This is a genomic window from Reichenbachiella sp. (assembly GCF_965233835.1).
In the GTDB taxonomy this organism is placed as follows: domain Bacteria; phylum Bacteroidota; class Bacteroidia; order Cytophagales; family Cyclobacteriaceae; genus Reichenbachiella.
Genome location: NZ_OZ247585.1, coordinates 2,596,211 through 2,616,551, shown reverse-complemented (window position 1 = coordinate 2,616,551; position 20,341 = coordinate 2,596,211). Strand labels below are relative to the sequence as shown.

Genomic DNA, 20,341 nt, shown 5'->3' with positions numbered 1-20,341 from the left:
ACCAATTATCCAAGCATAGTTCCACCCAAACCGGCAAAGTGTTCAATAAAAACATTCCTCAATCCTACAAACATCTGGTATTGATTTCTTTCTATTTTTGATCTTCAAACAACAGTCTCAGAATGAAACGAGTAGCCATCATCCTTTTCACCACTTTATCTTCTTTCATTATTCTTCAATCATCGAAAGTCGATATACCATCCGATAGTAAGTATACCAGACTTGATAGCCTCAGAGGTTCAATTACTCCAGAGCGTATCTGGTGGGATTTGACTTATTATCATTTAGATATCAGCGTTGACCCGGCTACCAAAACGATAGAAGGCACCAACCGCGTAGACTATAAAGTATTAACCGAAAATCAAATCATTCAGATTGACTTGCAGGCTCCATTAGCGCTTAAAAGTGCCACTCAAAATGGTCAAACCCTTGAATTCACCAATGAAGGCCCAGCCCACTTCATTACCCTTAGAGACAAACAAGAAATTGGGAGTGTAAATAGTTTGGTGCTGTCTTATGGAGGCCAACCAGTAGAAGCAGAACATGCTCCATGGGACGGTGGTATTTCGTGGGACAAAGACTCTAATGGCAATGACTTCGTAGGCTCATCTTGCCAGGGATTGGGTGCCAGTGTCTGGTGGCCGTGCAAGGATCACATGTACGATGAAGTAGATAGCATGCTGATGAGCGTCACTGTGCCAGAGCACTTGATGAATGTATCAAATGGTAGGCCCCGTGGTTTAGATGACAATAAAGACGGTACCAAAACTTACCATTGGTTCGTCAGCAATCCGATTAATAATTATGGAGTGAATATTAACATTGGAGACTATGTTCACTTCAGCGAAACTTATGAGGGTGAAAAAGGACCTTTAGACATGGACTACTACGTGCTTCGAGAAAACCTTAAAAAAGCAAAAAAACACTTTAAGCTTGCCCCTAAAACCATGGAAGCTTTGGAACATTGGTTTGGTCCCTACCCCTTTTATGAAGATGGTTATAAACTTGTAGAAGCTCCTTATTTAGGCATGGAACATCAAAGTTCTGTAACCTATGGCAATGACTACCAGTATGGCTACCGCGGCTCTGACCTATCAGGTACAGGTTGGGGATTGAAATGGGACTATATCATCACGCATGAGACTGGACACGAGTGGTTTGCCAACAACATTACCTACAAGGACATGGCAGACATGTGGGTGCATGAAGGTTTCACCTGCTACTCTGAAGGGTTATATACCGAATATTTCTTCGGCAAAGAAGCAGGAGCAGAGTACATCAGAGGACAGAGAGCCGGAATAAACAATATCCTGCCCATGATCGGCGATTATGATGTAAACTCTGAAGAACATGGTAATGTCTACTCTAAGGGAGCCAATTTCTTGCATACGCTAAGACAAGCCATCAATGATGATGAAAAATGGCGAAACATTTTAAGAGGATTGAATGAGACTTTTTACCATCAGACGGTAACCACTCAACAAATTGAAGAATACATCAGTGAACAAGCAGGGCGAGACTTTCAGTATGTTTTTGATCAGTATTTGAGAAACAGCAGTTTACCTATATTTGAATATGTATTTCGAGATGGACGAATGGGTTATCGCTGGTCTGGCGTGGCTAGTGGGTTTGACCTGCCATTAAAGGTTTATTTGAATGGTGAGGAAAAATGGTTAGAAACCAAAACCAACTGGCAGTTTATTGAGGCTACTAAAGACACCTCCATTGAAGTGGATCGAAATTTCTATGTGTCTGTATTGAACGTGATGGGGTCTTGAAAATAAATTAAATTAACCACCTTGCCGCATTTATTGCGGCACCTGTGTCCGACACAGCTGCTGTCTATTCGAACAGATCGCGCAACAGGTGCGCGAAGGAGATAAAATTTGCTTCCTCTATTAATCCAATAAAAAGTCATCATATAAATCTCTCCAAGATGGATTAAAGCCACATATGAGGTTTTCTTTCCATTCTCTCTTATATTTTTTGAGTTGACGTTCCCTATGTAAAGCCTCTTCTTTATCAATAAACTCTTCATAATAAAGGAGTTCATTGCAATTGTATTTGAAGGAAAATTCTTTGTACACACCCGTTTTATGTTCAAACATTCTTCGTTCTAAATCACTGGTGAATCCTGTATAAAGAACTGTATGATTTTTGTTGGTTATGATGTAGACGTAAAAATTGACTCCAGACATAAGGTTAGGGTTAGTATAAAAATAATCACAATCAGAAAATTATTTTAATTTGCCTTGCGGCATCTGTTTCGGGTGCGTCGGCTGTTATTCAAGAAGATCGCAGGACAAGCCCGCGAAGGAAGCACTTAAGACTTTAACTTATCCCAGATCACCCTACCGTTCAGCTTAAGCTTATCGAAGGTGGACATGTTGCTAAGCTGGGCTAGCATTCTTTCTTTTATTAAATCAATGGCTTTTAAGGGCCGTATCATCACCTTAAATTCTATAATTTTTCCAGCCTTATTCCATGTGATCAAATCAATACCATCAATCAGGATTCCATCAATTTCGGCGTTAAACTCTAGAGCAGCATTTTGATCCTGTACAATTTCTTTGATATACCTGAAATATTCAGCTTCCATAAACATTTGGAACGCCGCCATTAGATACATGACTGTTAATCGCTGGCCCTCTTGTGGTTTGAAAACAATAGGTGAATGAAATACACATTTGGCATCTATAATTTGATCCAGCTGACTGATATCCTGAGATTCCAACATCTCATGCCATTGGGTTAATGGTGAATTGTTCATTAGACTAAGTTAAATGGTTTTTGGGTATGCAAAAATCACCATTCATGTAAAACTAATAACAGGGCAACTGCATCTACGTAATAGCTGTTAATCAAAAACTCAACTCATATGCTAACGGACTACATAAAAGTTACTCTCAGAAGCCTAGCCAAAAACAAGTTAATTTCATCGATTAATATCCTTGGGTTAGCTATTAGCCTTTCCGCCTTTATTTTTATTACTCTTTATATCAAAAAAGAGCTCAGCTACGATACAGGCCATCCTAATTCTGATCGCATGTACCGGGTAGCTGAAATCATTAAAAGTGATAATTTCACGGAAAACTCCTCTAGCTGCCCCCCTAATACTGGGAAATACATGTTAAAGGAGTTTCCTGATGACATTGAGTACATGGTCAGATTTTTTGACTTTCAGAATCCTATAGTCACCATTCAGCTAGAAAACCAAGAACTCTATAATGAGAAGTATGTGTACTTCACGGATTCCTCTGTCTTTGATATGATGGATTTTGAATTGATTCAGGGAAACAAAGAAACAGCGCTTACCGCACCTAACACAACAGTAATCTCCGAATCATTAGCAAAAAAATACTGGGGAGACGAAGACCCAATGGGTAAGAAAATCACTCGTGTGGGCTTTCAAAATCAATTTGAAATTACCGGAGTTTACAGACAAAATTCGGTATCTCACATCAAAACAAGTATGCTTCACTCTTTTGCCACGGTGGATGGCTTCCAATTTTTACAACGCAATTGGGTATGGAATCCAGCTTGGACCTACATCACACTAAGAGAAAACGTTTCTCCGCAAAATTTTGAAGCCAAACTACCTGAGTTTATAGATAAATTTTATGATGACAGAGCGAAAGATGGCACCTCTCATTATTTAATCCCCATTGAAGATGTTCATCTCAAATCGCATCTAGAGTTTGAAATGGCACCAAATAGCGACATCAAATACATCTACATATTCGCCTCATGTGCAGTCTTCTTGTTGATCATTGCCATGGTGAATTTTGTAAACCTGTCTACTTCTTATTCCCTTTTAAGGGGAAAAGAGATTGGTGTTCGAAAAGTAACCGGAGCTACCAAAAGTCAGTTGATTCTTCAGTTTCTAGCGGAGTCGATCATCATTGCTTTCATTGCCTACATCTTTGCACTTGCCATATCATTTGCTTCGATATCATTTTTGGAACCTACTTTAGAAATTGGTGTAGGTGAACTATTCAATTTAAAGATGCTATCAATTATGACTGGCATTGTATTCTTAATCGGATTTTTATCTGGTGTTTACCCTGCTTTCTTCATATCCTCTTTCGATCCGCTCGTGGTGTTCAAAGGAAAAATGATTTCTCAAGGCAGTGGTAAAGTATTGAGGAAAGTATTGGTAATCGCTCAGTTTACTATCGCCATTGTACTCATCATATTCACATATGTGACTTATAATCAACTGTCCATGATGAACAACAAAGATTATGGCTTTGATGCGGATAAAATCATGGTACTGGATGTAGCCAATACCAGAATTGGTCAAACTTATGATGCTTTCAGAACACAACTGATGAGCAATGTTGCGGTAGAGAACGTAACTATAATGAGTGATATCCTGGCGGTGAATAATAACAACCATGAGTTTAATCATGAAGGCATGACAGCCGGAGAATGGAACTACTACCCTGCGCTAATTGTAGATGAGGAGTTTGTTGCCTCGTTGGGCATGGAGATTATAGCTGGTAGAGACTATTCGGTGAGTTATGCCAGAGAAGACTCTTTATCCATGATTGTCAATAAATCAATGGTTAAAACCCTAGGATATGCCAACCCTCAAGACGCTATAGGTAAGCGTATGGTCTCAAGGAACGGAAATGAGAAGATTGTGGGTGTGGTAGAGGACTTTAACTATAAATCACTTCACTCTCCCATTGGTCCATTTGCGCTAGATGTAAGAAGAAACAGACAACGAAACAATGGCAATTTCTTCACTCGACATGTGGCCATTCGTTTGAATAATACCGATAAGGCAACTTTGGCACACTTAGAGGAAGTGTGGAAAAAGAATGTGAACAATGTACCATTCACTTATAAAATGCTTGATGAAGAGTTGAGAAAGCTCTATCAAGAAGAGAACAATATGGGTTCTATACTAGGAACGTTTGCTGTGCTGACAGTAATCATTGCGTGCTTAGGTCTATTCGCACTAGCCTCTTTCCTTGCCCAACAAAAAATGAAAGAAATAGGCATCAGAAAGGTATTAGGTGCCAACTTCATGAAGCTTTTTTATGTAGGATACAAAGAACAATTTATCCTAATTGTAGTCGCCTTTGCATCAGCCATTCCGATCAGTTATTACTTTGTGGAAGGGTGGTTGGACGATTTTGCTTATCGAATTAACATTGGCGTGGCTCCTTACATTTTGGCAGGTTTCTTGGCCATAATCATCTCCTCAATCACTGTACTGAGTAATTTCTATAAGGTGATTGTTTCTAACCCTTCTGAGGTTTTAAGGGATGAGTAAAATATTTAGTTAAAAATGAAATGCTGTCAATCAGACGGATAGGCGGTTAAAATCTTGGTGATGGCGAAGTTCATTTGATCATTTACAAATCTCCCTAATGATCAGGTGGCTTCGCTTTTTTCATTATCATACACAAACAAAAAAATAGGCAGCACACCATGCTACCTATTTGATGAGTTTGGATTAGTAAATAATCGATACTCATATTGTTGTTGTGAAATTTTAATCTTTAACCAACTTAAAGCTTCTACTACCTTCATTGTTTTCCAATCGAAGGAAATACAAACCCCGTTGAAGTTGAGATACGTCTAAAGTGAATTCAGCACCTTTTACCGACTGGCTTAGCACTTGTTTTCCCGACTGATCTACAACGCTGAACTGTCCTTGCCAGGATTTGCCTAACTGGATCGTAAGCACATCTTTTGTTGGATTGGGATAAACAACTGCTTTTTCAATGCCATGCTCTGATATGGCAAGTACGTTAGTGATTATAACATTGAATTTCTCTTCAACACTTCCACCATTTTCATCTTTGGCCACTACAATCATCTCTGCAGTACCTTCCGATTTTTCAATGATTGTGAGTGTTTGGTTAGCTATTGAACCAGTAGCAATAGCCTCGTCAGATGAAGACACACTAAGTGTAAGCGGATCATTATCATCGTCTACAAACACACTAGACAGGTCGATAGCCAAAGCGCCAAAGCCAGCATCTAGCTGCTGATCTGAAATTGATTGATCAACCGTTGGTGCATGATTGCCAGCTGCTATTACAGAGATTGTAAAGTCTTCTTGTACAGTTCCTCCTCGACCATCGTGAGCCGTTACTGTGATTTCGGAGCTGCCAGTACCCTTTTCGGAAATGGTGAGTAGTGTATTTTCCACTACATCTACCAAAACTACAGTCTCCTGACTACCTGTGGCGGTGAGATAGATAGCATCTCCATCAGCGTCTGAAAAGTGACTAGTTAAATCTAGCGTTGTGTAATTAAACCCTTGTACTAAATTCAAATCATCCACCATCTCATCTACCACTGGCAATTGGTTAGTTTCTGAAGCTACGGTCAATATAAATACATCCTTAGCCTCAAAAAATATTTTATCGCGAGCCGTTAAGGTGATCTCTGACTCTCCTATTCCTTTCTCAGTGATGGTCAGCGTCAAACCATCAGCAAGTGTTCCTGTCACTGAGACATCTACAACATTTCTATTTGATGAGTTAGCGAAAATGAGCATTTCGTCCCCTGCATCCTCGTCCTGAAAAACATTTGTGATATTAATATCATAGGATACAAATCCTTCTAACCGGTTTTGGTCATTGATCTCCTCTACTACTTTTGGTGCTTCTGACTCATTGTGAACTGTGACGGTTATGGTCAATCTACTCTCGTTACCAGAATCGTCTGAAGCCATGATTTCAATTTCATAAAGATTATCCGAGTCAGCGTCAAGTGGGGCTTCATAGTTTGGAGCTTCCTTAAAATTTAACTCTGCCGATGAGTCATCAATTCTGACGATCTCAAAACGATTTTGATCAGCGCCTGATGTCAGTTGAAAATTCACAGGACCCGCGTCGGACGCTTCCAATGTGGTAACGTTGGTGCGGTTTTCTGTTACTATTTGGCTGTTTTTGTTCAAGATTCTAGGTACTGTGGTATCTTCAAAAAACTGAATACCCAAATTAGAACTCGTGCCAGTTGCACCTGATACTTCATCAGCTATAGAGGAAGTAAAAGCAGCATCAGTAAAATTGAAGACTAAACCTTCTATCCCATCGGTCGGGGCATGAGCTTCAGCGGCACCCTCAAGTAGAAGTGTAACATAGGTACCATCTTCGCTCACCCTGAATACTGGAGAAAGTCCTACAGGCAAATTGGCAATGGAAAAATGATCAGGAGCACTTAGACTAGCACCTGCATTCACAAATGTATCTCCTTCTATACTGACAATTAATGACCCTGAGACGGCTCCATTGACAGCCGCTGTTTCTTTAAATACAGTGGTACCAAGGTTCACTTCGGCAATTATTCCATTATTCATGTGAAACATTTTGGTACCGTCAGGGTGGAACGTTATAGCCTGAGTAGGTAGATCTAAAAACGCCCCTATTTCACCGACATTCAATCCATAATCAAATGTTTGACCAAATTGCAATATCCCCACATTATCATGGTCGGTTCCATTCGTGGCAATCGTGGACACTACAATAAGATTCCTACCGTTTCTACTGAACTCAATATCTGTAGGATTGACTGCATGTTCATACAACACTCTTGTACTCGTAGACAACGAGGTAGAAATCAAACTGTATGGAGTAGTGTGCTCTGACATCCACACATCTGAAGCAAATATGCCTACATCTCCCAGAGCAAACATCATTTTTCCATCATGGCTCGACCCCATGCCTATCATATCAGTAGCGTATTGTCCTGCAAAACCCCATTGTCGGTCTGTATAGGAAGCTTGCGAGATGTCATGAGGAGTACTCAATGCTAATTCAATATACCTTCTCTCATGGGCAATAATCAGTCTGGTTCCCTCCTCGTTGATCACAAAACCAGCTGGCTTAGTAACGGTAGGGCTGGCTACAAACTGCATACTCAAGCGTTCATTTGTATACGACATGGTAGACAGGTCATAGGGAGTGGTCAACTCATATTTGTATAGGTACAAATCAAACGAGCTTCCCATCACATACAGCAATGTACCACCCGCACTAAACTGAAAATCAATGCCGTAGGTCTGTGCGGATGTATCGAATTGTTTTTCTCCTAAAAGCATCTTCGCAGTGGTAGGATCAAAGGCTGTACTCAAATCGTACATTTCAATCTGTGCATCATCTCTACGCACGACGAACATACGTGAACCATCTGCATTAAATGCAATACCAGAAGGGTCTGCAAAAGTATTGTTAAATGAGAACGGGTTCGATTGAAGTGTACCCGTGGATACATCATACGGCGAACTTAGATTATACTGATTGATTCGTCTGGCCTGGCCCACGACATATAATTCACTCCCATCATCATTCAGGGCCACATCATACATAAAAAACTCATCAAGTCCACTCACATTCAATTCCTTAAAGTCTGTAGCCGAGAATAAATCGAAAGGCGTCGATAAGACGTATTGTAAAACTTTTTTATTCTGCACGCCTAAAACATAAAACTGTGTACCGTCGGGACTAAAATCCATACCTCTTGGCCCAGCATCAACATTTAATATATCTGTATACAAATGAGAGTAGCTCTCAGTGGTAATATCATACGGGGTACTTAATGTGACTATTTTCACACCAGCGTTGCCAGACAGGTACAATTTATTTCCGTTATCAGCAAATTTAAGTGCAAGATAGGTGGCATCTAAGACCTTGGACTTTCCTGAATAGCTCGCCGTGGCCGTATTGTAAGGGCTACTCAGGTCATATTGGTAGATCGCTTGTTGAGCTCCACCAATCACATATAGCTGAGTCCCGTCAGTATTGAAAGCTATCCCGTACGGGTCTGATGTATTCGAAGACACAGAGATAGGGTTAACTTCGGCAGCGCTGATATCGCTTGGCGACGAATAGGTTAGTGACTGAGCGTAGCCCCATTGCCACATGCTACAACCCAGAACAATAGCTAGTATTTTTTTCAAAACATAGTTCATTTCAATCCAATGGTTTAAGGTCTAAAATTTCAAACACAACTACTTCAAAAGCGTCATTTACTGAGCTATTGAGCAATTTTGATTCGAAAATAGACTGGCAAACCGTTGAAAAAAATTGAAAATTTTAAGCGTATAGGATTGACTTATATTCGTCTGAATTGATTTGATATTCGTGTTTAACGAATGATCATCTGGCTTGGATCTTTTCAAGAAACACTTCCCTTTTGCGAACAGCCAGCGGAACCTTGCTGCCGTCGGTAAGGTGGAGAAAGTCTCCTTCTCGCTTATCATACCGCGAGAGAAAATCGAAATTGATGATATGTGACTGGTGACACCTAAAAAACAAGTCCGGAGAAAGAAGATCCTGATATTCTTTGATGCCTTTCGAAATCAGTAATGATTCCTGACCCTGAATCACAAACTTAGTGTAGCTCCCGCTAGCCTCTAGCCTTATTATATCCTTGGTTGCCACAATCTGCACCCCATACTTGTCTTTGAGAACAAGCTTCTTGGGAACCTTGAGTTGATCCTCCATGTTTTGCATGAGAACGCTTAATTTTTGTGGGGTATTGTCCTGCTCTAATTCCGTTTTAGCTTTTGCCACAGCGGCTATCAGATCCTCTGGGTCGATGGGTTTGAGCAAGTAATCCAATGCACTAAATTTGATTGCTCTGAGTGCATACTTTTCATGAGCGGTAATGAAGATCACCTGAAAGTCGATTTTATGCACCTGTCTCAACAGACTAAAGCCATCTCCATCTGGCATTTCCACATCAAGAAAAATTAATTGGGGATTGACTGTTTCAATCAAGTTAAGTCCCTCTTGGACATTGGTAGCCACTCCACATACATGCACATCAGGGCATGCCTTCTCCAGCATCTTTAGCAAAAGATTTCGAACACTCGGATTATCGTCTATCAGTATGGCTTCCAATTAAATATATTCAAATGGTAAATTAAAGGTTACTTGTGTGCCTTGACTCAATTTTTTGACATCAAAAAGAATGTTTCTTTTTTTACTTTGTCTGAAAAGCTTGATTCGTTCCTCAGTGATTTGAGTAGCATGAGATATATGACCTTCTGTCCTATTGAAGCTATCCCTTATCCCTTGGCCATTATCAGAAATTTGCAACCTCAGATGAGACGTCTCTAGAGAAAAACTAATATGAATCCTCGCATGTTCGGTCTGATCCACTAACCCATGTTCGATGGCATTCTCAACGAATGGCTGCGCAAACATAGGCGGAATAGCTACTTCCATTGTGTCAAGCTCAGGGTCGATTTCGATCTTATATTCGAAAGGTCGATCTCTTCTCAAATTCTGAAGACTCAGGTAGTTTTCGAGCATATTCACCTCATCATCCAGTATGATGTAATCGCTTCGAGAATTGTCCAACACCTGTCTGATAAGTTTAGAAAATTTGGACAAATATCCGCTTGCCTGAGACGCCTCCCCCTGCACCATAAACTCCTGAATGGCCGACATGGCATTAAAGATAAAATGAGGATTCATCTGTACGCGAAGCAATTTTTGCTCCATATCTTGATTTTTCTGATTGAGAGCCAGTCGTTTTTGTCGATTGATCAAATAAATAATGACGGCCGACAAAAATACTGCCACAAGCACGATGGTGAGGATAATCAAATTAAGGTTTGATTCTCGTAATTGAAGCGATTGTATGGTTGCCAGTTGATTTAAGTTATGAATCTCTTGTTCTTTTTTTTCAGTCTCATATTGCACTTCAAGTGTAGATAACTGATTCGATTTATCTTTACCGAGTAATGAATCATAAATTTGATGGTAGGTAACAAATGCCTCATGTGCCTCCTTGTACCTTCCTACTGATTCTTCTACAAGAGAAAGGTGATAAGCCAAATCTCTAACAAACTTTTTGTAACCAAAACTCTTGGCCAATTCAAGTCCTTCTGAGAGTGCTTTTCTCGATTCAGTATAGTTTCCTAAGGCATATAGAACTGCACCTTTAGAAGTTAAGGCTGAGCACACTACCTCCAAATGCCCGAAACTTTTGGCTATGTCATAGGCTCGATTGAGATACGCTAATGCTTCTTTAAATTTTTTCTGCTCTTCATAAATTCCTCCAATATTAGCATAGTTAGTACTCATAGCATTCTTATCATCTAACAGAGTGTGAATTTTTAGTGCTTTAAAATGATACTCTAGAGCAAGAGAATCCATTGATTGGTTCTTTGCTATAACTGCCAAGTTGTTATATATCAATGCGACGCTTCTGATATTTCCTATTTCTTGATAAAGACTTAATGCCTCGTTATAATACTCTATAGCTTTATCATATTTCTTCTGAAAATCAAAAATAAGCCCCATACTATGATAGGCATTGGACATGGAAACTTTATCTTGAATGACCTCTGCTATTTTCATAGATTGAACATGACATTTCAACGCTTCAGGGTAATTGCCTTGGTCGACGAAAGTGGCACCTATATTTCCAAGGGTAGAAGACATACCTTTCTTGTTACCGATCATTTCCCTTAGTCTAAGGGAACGAGAAAAATTCATACGAGAACTATCATACTCACCTTTTCTACGATAAATAAAACCGAGACCATTGTACGCATTAGATCTACCCTCATCATAATTGCCCAGTTCTGCATAGCTCAAAACCTTATTATACAGGTCTTTGGATGCTTCAATATATCCTAGCTGCATGGTAGCCCATCCTATTTCGTAGTAGGCATTGGAGATACCATTATAGTAATCTATACGTGTTGCTAAATCTATAGCTCGATTGGCATAATAAGCCGTCTTTGCAGAATCTACATTATCATATTCATCAGCGATTTGAACATAAATATCGACCAACTGCTGAGTAGAAACATTACTTTCAAGTAAGGGCAAAAGTGAGTCTATAACGGCTTGGTTTTGTCCTATAGCAAATTCGTTCAAACTCAGAAAAACATATAATAGGCAGTATTTAAGTCTCACTTAGGTATTAGGTTAATTGATAAAAGCACCCTGATCTTGGCCATGTGTATTTTATCCCAAAATTAAGCAAGATTTACAAGTAGACAGATGTAATTCATTTGCTTTGAGATGTATTACTTTACCCAATCTCAGTTTTAAAGGATGTATTGCTATTGACCATGGAATTGAGTAACTTATTACTCCACCAAAACATTTACTAGCATGGTTAAAAGTTATAAAGGCGCTCAAATAGAAAAGGATACTACGGTAGAAGCCCAACCTGTGTCGGTTAGTGATTACATGTCTACCAAACTCATCACCTTTCACCCTGATCAATGCATGATGGAAGTAGTAGATGAATTACTTAAACACAGAATATCCGGCGCTCCAGTTGTCAATGATCAAAAAGAACTTTGTGGAGTAATCTCTGAAGGAGATTGCCTTAAAGAAGTAGTAAAGGGCAAATATCACAACCATCCCATCATGGATGGAAAAGTCAGTGAACATATGGCTAAAAATGTGATAACCATTCGACCAGGCACTAATATTTTTGAAGCGGCCAATATGTTTTTGGAAAAGAAAATTAGAAGATTTCCTGTATTGGATGAAACGGGCAAGTTAGTTGGACAAATTAGCCAAAAGGATATCATGAGAGCTGTTAAAAACATAAAAAGCGAGAACTGGCACTAAACCAACCCTCGCTTTAAATCATTTCTTGATTTAGACTATCTTAACTCAGATAGCCCAACAAACACTTTGTCTAGTATAGTCTCGTCCTTAAAGTATCCTAGTTCATTGTCGGACGAATGAAACACCCAATCACCCTCTTTCTGATAGGCATCAAACAAGATGGTCTGACCATTATTCATATCTACTGTCGCGGACATCACAGGTACAGTTAAATCTTTCTCCTCATCCATAAAATCCTTTCCATTTACATAACCTAACCCTCCCAAATACTTAGCGACTGCGGCTGAGTCAGCAGGGCTACCATTGGCTTGCCAGCTATTTCCAATTCGTTCTAGCCTGAATGATGAATCTGCAGGATAGTTGAAGGTTATAGCCGACACAGAATCTTTTGTAATCCTGGCCAACACTTGGTCTCTATAGGCTGAGGCTTCGGATGAGACAGAGAAGCCCATAAAGTCTTTTGCTACATATACTTCCTTGTCTTCGAACAGACGTACAAAAGTATGGTAAGCTCTTTGGCCTTCCATGCCAAAACGACCAATAACCAAGTCTAATGAATTATTATTCCCTTCGTACACTTTCACTCTAGTGCCTGCCGAGTCTACTTGATAATCCTTCCATTTGGCTTCAGATTTAGTTGCCATTCTTGAAGGTTTGATACTAAGCAAAGCATAAAGGGCATTATCTACCGCACTCGGACTGGCCACTACTTTTTTTCCATTGGCCAAGGTCAGCTCCCACTCTCCTTGCACTTTATCTAGTTGCACCTTAGTCTTCCCGGGAGCTTCCACGGTGATCTGACTCACTTTGGCTGTATCAATCTCAACCAACTCCGTTCTCAGCGACTTGCTCTTGCTCTTACTACCAGTATAATCCACCACAAAGTAGATCAGGCATAAAGCCAGAAGTAATCCAATTAATTTACCGTTAGATAGTTTTTTCATTGTTTAGCTGATTAAAAGTTTCCTTCCATCCATTGTTGTTTTTTGCTCATGTACTGCTGCCTTCTGATGAATGCATAGATAAACACAAGTAAAATCGGTACGATGACATTTCCATACTTTAGCATCTCTCGTGCACCATCCTCCACGGCTTCCAATGGTCTGTTGGTGATACCTTTGGTACGTAAATCGATCAAACCAGTATCATCAGACAACCAGTCAATAGCATTCGACGCGAAGTTAACATTATCCTCACTGATCTGCTGAGGAGGATTGCCATTGATGATGAATTGTCCGTTAGCAATCACTACCAACTTAGATGCCTGATTTCCAACCAAAGCACCTTCTAGTGCTACTGCCAAAGTTTGAGTGCCTTCGCGGAAGTCATTTTCATCCCATCTTTTTTGAATATCCAAGCCGGATGGTGTTGGTGACAGACCAGACATTTCTGAAGTCAGCATCAAAGGACTGTAACTGACAGTAGAATCGTTTCCAGTATAGTTAATCGCGCTAACGAAAGGCAACATCAAAGTCTCCAATCCATTGGTAGTTGGGTGTTCTGGAAAATCGCTGATCATTGGAAAGTATGGAAACTTCAATTGGGAGCGATACGTAAATACTCCATTGTTTTGTTGAACACTCACTGAGCCACTCTGTGCGTCTACCACAAACTGACTACCCAAATTGATATTCTTGTTTCTCAGCCAGCTTTCTAAGCCAATATCAGTTCCCTTGCTCAAGTATCCACTTTGCAAGTCTCCATTCATATTAGAATAAGCGACAAAGACTGCCCCTCCCTTGCTCATGAAATCATCAATTCTTGAAAACTCGACAGCCGAAATGGTATCGCTTGGATTGATGATCGCTAAAGTCCTCACGTAGGAAGGTACTTCCGTTTTTTCAGACAAGTCAATGGTCTCCACCTCATAAAGCACAGAAAGCTGTTGGGCTAATTGGGCAACTTCTTGTAGAGATGGCTCACCATGCCCCTGAAGCAATGCCACCTTAGGCTTATCAGTAACAGACAGTTTTTTTATAGAAGTAGTCAAACCGTATTCCATATCTACACCCGGCTGCACAACAGGAATGATCTCCTTCTGATCTCCCATCATCAGTACCGCACCCATATAGGCTTTCAACTGCTGCACCTGATCCTTTTCAGACACATTGATGATAATGGGCTGGATTCCACTTTGCTGGGCTTCCGCTTCTAGGGCTTCATCCTCATTTGGACTGATAAACTCATAAACGATATTCCCTTCGCTCCTATTTTCATATTCGAGTAGCAAATCTTCAAAGTCCTGCCTATTGCTAATGAGCTGGGTGGGCAGATCCTCTGAAAAATAAGCCTTCACCGTGATGACGTCATCCAAGTTGGTGAGTATATCATCGGTAGCCTTGCTCAGGGTATATCTTTGATCTTCTGTAAAATCCAAACGGAAATACAGTTTCGAAGAAATCATGTTTAACACTACCAAAATGAGTGCAAACACCATCAATCTGATTATTACAGTATTTTTCTTCATGTTTCTAATTCTTTAATCTTTTTGGTAATTCCTTTCTTCTCCTCTTAACCTTGCCAGTTTCTTCGTGAAAGCATGGCTTGGGCAAAAGTCAACCCTACACCAATTACTGAAAAGAAATAAATCAAATCACGGCTATCAATCACTCCTCTTGACAAGGAATCAAAATGCGTTCTCATGCTTAGATAATTCAAAACATTGCCCACAATACCTCTGAAAGAGAACCCCATGATATCGAAGAGCAATTGAAAGAAGATACCAATGAGCAAGGCGATCAAAAAGGCTACGATCTGATTGTTGGTAATGGAGCTGGCAAACAGACCAATACTGATATAACCCGCAGACAAGAGCAACAAGCCCATGTATCCACCGATCATGGCGCCATGATCCACAGACCCCAGTTGACTCACTGTAACATAGTATGGTATGGTACATGATAGGGCAATCAGTACTAACAGCAAACAAGCCATGAACTTACCTGCTACAATCTCCCAATCAGAAATGGCTTTAGTGCTAAGCAACTCAATCGTGCCTGATCTGGTTTCTTCGGCCAGCATTTTCATCGTCAAAGCCGGAATAAAAAAGAATAATGTCCAAAAGCCAATCTGAAAAAAGACTTGCAAATTGGCCTGTCCCATAAGGAAGACATTGTTTCCTGCCAGCCAAGTGAAAAATCCAGTGAACCCCAAAAACATGATAATGATTACATATGCAATCAACGAATCAAAAAACGAGGCCAATTCTCTTCTGGTAATAATCCAAATTTTGTTCATTTCTTATGTTTTTAGTTCGTTAAATCTCTAAATACATCCTCCAGCTGGGTTTCTATTCCCTTCAATTCTGTGAGGTACCACTTTTTGCTTACGCACATATCAAAAATGGCTTTTCGTGATTCCTGATCTGGTTTACTTTGCACGGTAAACAAACCTGACTTACCATCTACGGGTGTTACAGTCTCTACCGTTGCCAATCCAAGTAACTCCTTCTTCACTTCTTCATCTGTAGCTTCAATACTTACATTTAGGAGCTCTTGTCCTTGAGATTGTTTTCTCAAAGTTTCCGAAGAACCATCGGCTACAATTCTACCTCTATTGATGATCAGAATCCGATCACAGGTCGCTTCCACTTCTGAAAGAATGTGCGAGCTCAAAATCACCGTTTTTTCCTTACCCAGTTTTTTTATCAGCTTCCTGATCTCTATGATCTGATTTGGGTCAAGACCAGTAGTTGGCTCATCCAAAATCAAAACTTCCGGATCATGGATCATGGCTTGCGCCAGACCTACCCTTTGTCTATACCCTTTAGACAGCTCATTGATTTTTTTGTGTTTCTCTAAATCCAATCCACACATTTCGATCATTTCAGCAATTCGAGACGAAATTTTAGATTTTTCAACACCTTGAATTTCAGCAGCAAATCGTAGATATTCTACAATTGGCATATCCGTATAGAGTGGATTGTTTTCAGGTAAATAACCTGTCTTTTTCTTCACCTCTTCCTGTTGGTCGAGAATGGACAGATTGTCCAACTTTACATCACCTGAACTTGGAGACATATAGCACGTGATCATTTTCATGGTGGTACTTTTTCCAGCACCGTTTGGCCCTAGGAAACCGACCACCTCTCCCGTTTTAATTTCAAACGAGATGTTGTTCACTGCTTTCTGCTCTCCGTACTTCTTGGTCAGATTTTCAATTACTATCGACATGTACTAAAACAAATTGAGTTCAATAATTTTTATACTGCGTCCGCAAGTATAGAAATCGGATTTTAAATTTTCAAGGGAGGCAAAATGGGAGGATGTTAAATTTTGTTAAGCTCATTTGAAATTAAACCCTGTTAGGATTTGAAATTCTAACAGGGTCTCCAAAAAAGGCTACTCAAACCAGCTCTTAGCAATGATGTGAGAGACGCCGGTTTCAAGGTGGTCAAGTGAATGCAACCAAGCCTTTTGTTCTTCATCAAAATATGATTTAGAGGCAAACGCATCTCCGTATTTTCCTTCGTGCTTGAAGGTGATGTCTATCTTCTTTAGACTATGGCTATTCAAATACTCTCCACCCAAACTATCCAATACCCATTGATAATATTTGATATTGTTGACGTGGTCGTTGATGTCTATGTCAAACCAGGAAACTTGTATATCCTTGGTTCGCTCGGTTAACTCTGTGCTATACTTTACCTTATCGGTAATGGGATGCACATTGTTGCGGTCCACCACAAAGTTGGCTTCTTTGATGTAATCCGGAATCGTAATCAGTTTTCTTTCGTTGATATCCATCACCAACCAATTGGAGGTAGCTTCCACCAATAGCTCACCTTCTTCGCTCCAAACCCTAAAATCTCGTTTTGTAAAATACTTATCCATCCCAGCGGGCCAAGTCTCCACTTTGATTTTTTCTTTGTGATTAGGTAATCTGGTAATCTCAAGTCTCATTCTATTCATCACCCAGGTGATATTATTTTCCATCAGGTCAATAGTAGAGAAACCTAGCTTTGTTGCATTAAACCACGCAGCCTCTTGCATGTGATCAAGCAAATTGGGTAGCTTGATAGATTTATGTTTGGTGCAGTCTTTTGAAGAAACCTGTAGGTGATGGTAATAGATGGAATCGTCCATTTGGGTTGATTAAATGATCAAAGGAGAAAAATAATTATTCAATGGATAATTATTCCATATTCATTAAAAAATAGGATATAAAAAAACCATCCCGATAGCAATCGAGATGGTTTCTTGAGTGTAAGCTTGATGCTTATTATTTTTCCTCTTTGTCTTCTTTTTTCTTAGGAGCAGCTTTTTTTGCTGCTGGCTTCTTCGCAGCAGTTTTCTTTGCAGCCGGCTTCTTTTCAGTTTTTGCTTCTGCTTCTTTTTTAGGCGCAGCAGCTTTCTTCTTAGGTGCAGCTTTCTTTTCTTCAACTGGAGCTTCTACAGCTGCAGCTTTAGGAGCCTCCTCTTTTTTAGCAGCGGCTTTTTTAGGTGCTTTTGCAGCAGTTTTAAACTCCTCCTTCATCTGCTCCACATCAACTTGCTTGATCACTGGAGTAGAACTCAATCTTTGGATTCTATCTACTTTTGCCTTAGCAACTACTTTATTTCTTCTTCCTTTTCTTTTTAATCTTGTTACAGCCATTGTTCTGCTATTAAATTTCGAGGTGCAAATCTATGTCAATTGATTTTTAATTCAAAGGGGAGTAATAGGATATTTGAATTATTTCAAGATAAAAAAAGGCATGCCTATGGCACACCTTTTATCTAATCTAAAAAACCTAAATATTCTCGTCAATTAACTTCCTGATTCTTCTCCATCTGCTTCATCGCTCCATTCTTCATCCCACTCTTCTCCCAGGTCAACATCATAAGTCTCTCCATTCTCTGTAATGCTAATGATGTTATCACAAGATCCATCACCATAGTTGATACTAAACTCACCACTTTCATCACCTTCCTGATAACTAAAGTTTTCCACTCCAGACACATCTACAAACACCCAGCTATCTTCAAAATCGCTGTCACAAGTATAAGAGTAATACAACGGCACACTGATGACACCGCTAAAAAAGTCTCCATTCGAAGCAGTGTAGGTATATTCTCCTTCATCTTGTGTGAAACCCTCTTCATCATAAGTTTCTTTACCGCTTGCTTTCAAAGTATATTCTTCCTCAACGTCGTCTTCCTTGTACAAATATGTCAGATCTTCTGTGTATTCGTAAGATCCTGAATAATCCCATTCTGTAGAGTCCTCGGAATTGCCAGAGTCTTCCCATGTTCCAGAAAAGGTTTCAGTTCCTGTCATCGTAGAATACTCATCTCCAAAACCTACATATTCAATAGTGCCAGAAAATTCATTCCCATTTTCAACAAAAGTTTCAATCAATTTACCCTTCATGAAGTACCCATACTCTTCACATCCATCTACTCCATAATCTAGTGTCCAAGTGTAGCTACCATCACTATTTTCCTCAAAGGTCTCAGTGGCACAAGTTGTCCACTCACATTCCTCATGATCGTCTATATCAGTTGAATCATTGGTGGATCTAGCCATGGATAGTCCATTGCTTGATGCTTGTCTTGCAGTAGATAATTTTCTCGCCCCATTTGCACTTTGCTTTGATGTTATACCAAAGTTCTCGTTGAACATGGAAGGCGAACCAAAGCCTAGTCTTTCCAAGGCTTGACTATTCGACATTAGCTTCAAGGCTGCTTTTACCGAAGCTGCTTTTTCTGCACTGCTGGTGCTCAAATCTGGTGTTGGTGTCGCATTATCTTCACATGCTGTGAGAACATATAACATGGTTACAAAAACACCTAAAATCAAACTCATCTTTTTCATAATATAAATTGTTTAGTTAAAAAAGGTTATTCACTTATTGTTACTATTTTATTGATTTGATCAATTTCAAATCTCATATTCATTGGTTTACAGATGTTCACCAAAGCATTTGTCATATCATCATTTTTGAAGGTTCCTGTGTAAAATCGCTCAGCAGTGGCGTTATAGTTTACCTTGATATTGAATTGTCTTTCAAACTCATCCCACACCTGACTCATGGGCCTATTTCTAAAATTGAAGACACCTGCTACCCACTCCTTACTATGATTCACGTCAAATCTGTCGGGAATCAATAAACCAGAATTATGATCTTTGTATGTTTTGAATCCAGGTGTTAAAATCACAGGATTTTCATCATCACTACTCGTGACCGCCACCTTGCCTGTAATACACTCTACAACAAATTGCTGCCCTAAAGCCGATACATTAAAACTCGTACCTAACACTTCTACCTCTCCCTGATCAGTAGAAACGGTGAATCTCGACCCTTTTCTGACCTCTAAATAGGCAAGCCCTTGTAAATACACTGATCGGTCCCAGTCATTCTTCGGGTAGGACAAGGTAGCACCAGCGTTGAGTATAATTTTGGAACTATCCGGCAACCATACGGTTTTCATTCCTGCCAAAGGCACTACTATTTCTATGGTTGAATTGAGTCTTACCAATGAAATACAGACCATTATCAATATGGCAATAGAGGCAGCTACAAGACCATAGCGGTTAGCTTCTGATTTTTGTATTTGGGCTTCGGTTGTCGCGCGTTCGAGAAGAGCAGTGATATCTGGAGTTTTGGTACTTGCCACTTGCCATTTGGCAGAAGTGCTGAGAATTTCACTTAATAAAGACCAATCTCTATTGATCTCCTCCGGACCTGAACTGACCTCTGATGTCAGTTGATGTAAAATTTCGATATCGTTCTTTCGTAGTGTCAAAGTATTTTATGAAATACAATAACAACTACTTATAAGGAAAAAAAC

At 39.8% G+C, this 20,341-nt stretch carries 16 protein-coding genes; 3 read left to right on the top strand and 13 right to left on the bottom strand.

Translation table 11 applies throughout. From position 1 onward, the window contains the following. Positions 1–122: 122 nt before the first annotated feature. Positions 123–1,778, top strand: a complete 1,656-nt coding sequence (locus tag ACO6S2_RS11145; RefSeq protein ID WP_422358629.1) for a M1 family metallopeptidase — start codon at positions 123–125, stop codon at positions 1,776–1,778. A gap of 120 nt (positions 1,779–1,898) precedes the next feature. Here ACO6S2_RS11145 and ACO6S2_RS11140 read toward each other — a convergent pair whose 3' ends face one another. Together ACO6S2_RS11140 and ACO6S2_RS11135 are read right to left on the bottom strand one after the other, a co-directional pair. Then, positions 1,899–2,198 carry a GIY-YIG nuclease family protein gene (locus tag ACO6S2_RS11140; protein ID WP_422358628.1) on the bottom strand — a complete coding sequence of 100 codons (300 nt, stop codon included), beginning with the start codon at positions 2,196–2,198 and terminating at the stop codon, positions 1,899–1,901. 125 nt (positions 2,199–2,323) lie between these two features. After that, positions 2,324–2,770: a nuclear transport factor 2 family protein gene (locus ACO6S2_RS11135; protein WP_422358627.1), complete on the bottom strand. Its 447-nt coding sequence runs from the start codon at positions 2,768–2,770 to the stop codon at positions 2,324–2,326. A gap of 108 nt (positions 2,771–2,878) precedes the next feature. Between ACO6S2_RS11135 and ACO6S2_RS11130 the strand changes: the two genes are divergently transcribed. Then, on the top strand, positions 2,879–5,284 hold the full coding sequence (locus tag ACO6S2_RS11130; protein WP_422358626.1) for an ABC transporter permease: 2,406 nt from the start codon (positions 2,879–2,881) through the stop codon (positions 5,282–5,284). Between the two features lie 222 nt (positions 5,285–5,506). Here ACO6S2_RS11130 and ACO6S2_RS11125 read toward each other — a convergent pair whose 3' ends face one another. The 3 genes from ACO6S2_RS11125 to ACO6S2_RS11115 form a co-directional block, all read right to left on the bottom strand. Continuing rightward, positions 5,507–8,923 (bottom strand): T9SS type A sorting domain-containing protein, encoded by a 3,417-nt coding sequence (locus ACO6S2_RS11125; protein ID WP_422358625.1) that lies wholly within the window; start codon positions 8,921–8,923, stop codon positions 5,507–5,509. A gap of 199 nt (positions 8,924–9,122) precedes the next feature. Next, positions 9,123–9,869, bottom strand: coding sequence for a LytR/AlgR family response regulator transcription factor (locus ACO6S2_RS11120; RefSeq protein WP_422358624.1), 747 nt, complete (start codon positions 9,867–9,869; stop codon positions 9,123–9,125). Then, positions 9,870–11,900 carry a tetratricopeptide repeat-containing sensor histidine kinase gene (locus tag ACO6S2_RS11115; RefSeq protein WP_422358623.1) on the bottom strand — a complete coding sequence of 677 codons (2,031 nt, stop codon included), beginning with the start codon at positions 11,898–11,900 and terminating at the stop codon, positions 9,870–9,872. A 201-nt stretch (positions 11,901–12,101) separates the two neighbouring features. Between ACO6S2_RS11115 and ACO6S2_RS11110 the strand changes: the two genes are divergently transcribed. Next, complete coding sequence (locus ACO6S2_RS11110; RefSeq protein WP_422358622.1) at positions 12,102–12,569, top strand: CBS domain-containing protein; 468 nt, start codon at positions 12,102–12,104, stop codon at positions 12,567–12,569. A gap of 35 nt (positions 12,570–12,604) precedes the next feature. On the opposite strand, the gene ACO6S2_RS11105 is transcribed toward ACO6S2_RS11110, so the two are convergent. From ACO6S2_RS11105 to ACO6S2_RS11070, 8 genes are all read right to left on the bottom strand, one after another. Beyond that, complete coding sequence (locus ACO6S2_RS11105; RefSeq protein WP_422358621.1) at positions 12,605–13,513, bottom strand: DUF4340 domain-containing protein; 909 nt, start codon at positions 13,511–13,513, stop codon at positions 12,605–12,607. A gap of 11 nt (positions 13,514–13,524) precedes the next feature. Continuing rightward, positions 13,525–15,036, bottom strand: coding sequence for a GldG family protein (locus ACO6S2_RS11100; RefSeq protein ID WP_422358620.1), 1,512 nt, complete (start codon positions 15,034–15,036; stop codon positions 13,525–13,527). A 44-nt stretch (positions 15,037–15,080) separates the two neighbouring features. Beyond that, on the bottom strand, positions 15,081–15,806 hold the full coding sequence (locus ACO6S2_RS11095) for an ABC transporter permease (RefSeq protein ID WP_422358619.1): 726 nt from the start codon (positions 15,804–15,806) through the stop codon (positions 15,081–15,083). 11 nt (positions 15,807–15,817) lie between these two features. Further along, positions 15,818–16,741, bottom strand: a complete 924-nt coding sequence (locus ACO6S2_RS11090; protein ID WP_422358618.1) for an ATP-binding cassette domain-containing protein — start codon at positions 16,739–16,741, stop codon at positions 15,818–15,820. A 168-nt stretch (positions 16,742–16,909) separates the two neighbouring features. Continuing rightward, entirely contained in the window at positions 16,910–17,653 is a 744-nt protein-coding gene (locus ACO6S2_RS11085) for an acyl-[acyl-carrier-protein] thioesterase (RefSeq protein ID WP_422358617.1), read from the bottom strand. A 136-nt stretch (positions 17,654–17,789) separates the two neighbouring features. Beyond that, a complete protein-coding gene (locus ACO6S2_RS11080; protein WP_422358616.1) occupies positions 17,790–18,164 on the bottom strand; it encodes a hypothetical protein in 375 nt (124 codons plus the stop codon). A gap of 153 nt (positions 18,165–18,317) precedes the next feature. Further along, on the bottom strand, positions 18,318–19,364 hold the full coding sequence (locus tag ACO6S2_RS11075) for a hypothetical protein (protein ID WP_422358615.1): 1,047 nt from the start codon (positions 19,362–19,364) through the stop codon (positions 18,318–18,320). Between the two features lie 26 nt (positions 19,365–19,390). After that, on the bottom strand, positions 19,391–20,296 hold the full coding sequence (locus ACO6S2_RS11070; protein ID WP_422358614.1) for a FecR family protein: 906 nt from the start codon (positions 20,294–20,296) through the stop codon (positions 19,391–19,393). Positions 20,297–20,341: the final 45 nt, after the last annotated feature.

Excerpts from the sequence above, each read along its gene's own strand:
- ACO6S2_RS11100 (WP_422358620.1), bottom strand. The coding sequence starts at position 15,036 with ATGAAGAAAAATACTGTAATAATCAGATTGATGGTGTTTGCACTCATT.
- ACO6S2_RS11130 (WP_422358626.1), top strand. The coding sequence starts at position 2,879 with ATGCTAACGGACTACATAAAAGTTACTCTCAGAAGCCTAGCCAAAAAC.
- ACO6S2_RS11075 (WP_422358615.1), bottom strand. The coding sequence starts at position 19,364 with ATGAAAAAGATGAGTTTGATTTTAGGTGTTTTTGTAACCATGTTATAT.
- ACO6S2_RS11105 (WP_422358621.1), bottom strand. The coding sequence starts at position 13,513 with ATGAAAAAACTATCTAACGGTAAATTAATTGGATTACTTCTGGCTTTA.
- ACO6S2_RS11090 (WP_422358618.1), bottom strand. The coding sequence starts at position 16,741 with ATGTCGATAGTAATTGAAAATCTGACCAAGAAGTACGGAGAGCAGAAA.
- ACO6S2_RS11110 (WP_422358622.1), top strand. The coding sequence starts at position 12,102 with ATGGTTAAAAGTTATAAAGGCGCTCAAATAGAAAAGGATACTACGGTA.
- ACO6S2_RS11140 (WP_422358628.1), bottom strand. The coding sequence starts at position 2,198 with ATGTCTGGAGTCAATTTTTACGTCTACATCATAACCAACAAAAATCAT.
- ACO6S2_RS11085 (WP_422358617.1), bottom strand. The coding sequence starts at position 17,653 with ATGGACGATTCCATCTATTACCATCACCTACAGGTTTCTTCAAAAGAC.
- ACO6S2_RS11080 (WP_422358616.1), bottom strand. The coding sequence starts at position 18,164 with ATGGCTGTAACAAGATTAAAAAGAAAAGGAAGAAGAAATAAAGTAGTT.
- ACO6S2_RS11145 (WP_422358629.1), top strand. The coding sequence starts at position 123 with ATGAAACGAGTAGCCATCATCCTTTTCACCACTTTATCTTCTTTCATT.
- ACO6S2_RS11135 (WP_422358627.1), bottom strand. The coding sequence starts at position 2,770 with ATGAACAATTCACCATTAACCCAATGGCATGAGATGTTGGAATCTCAG.
- ACO6S2_RS11095 (WP_422358619.1), bottom strand. The coding sequence starts at position 15,806 with ATGAACAAAATTTGGATTATTACCAGAAGAGAATTGGCCTCGTTTTTT.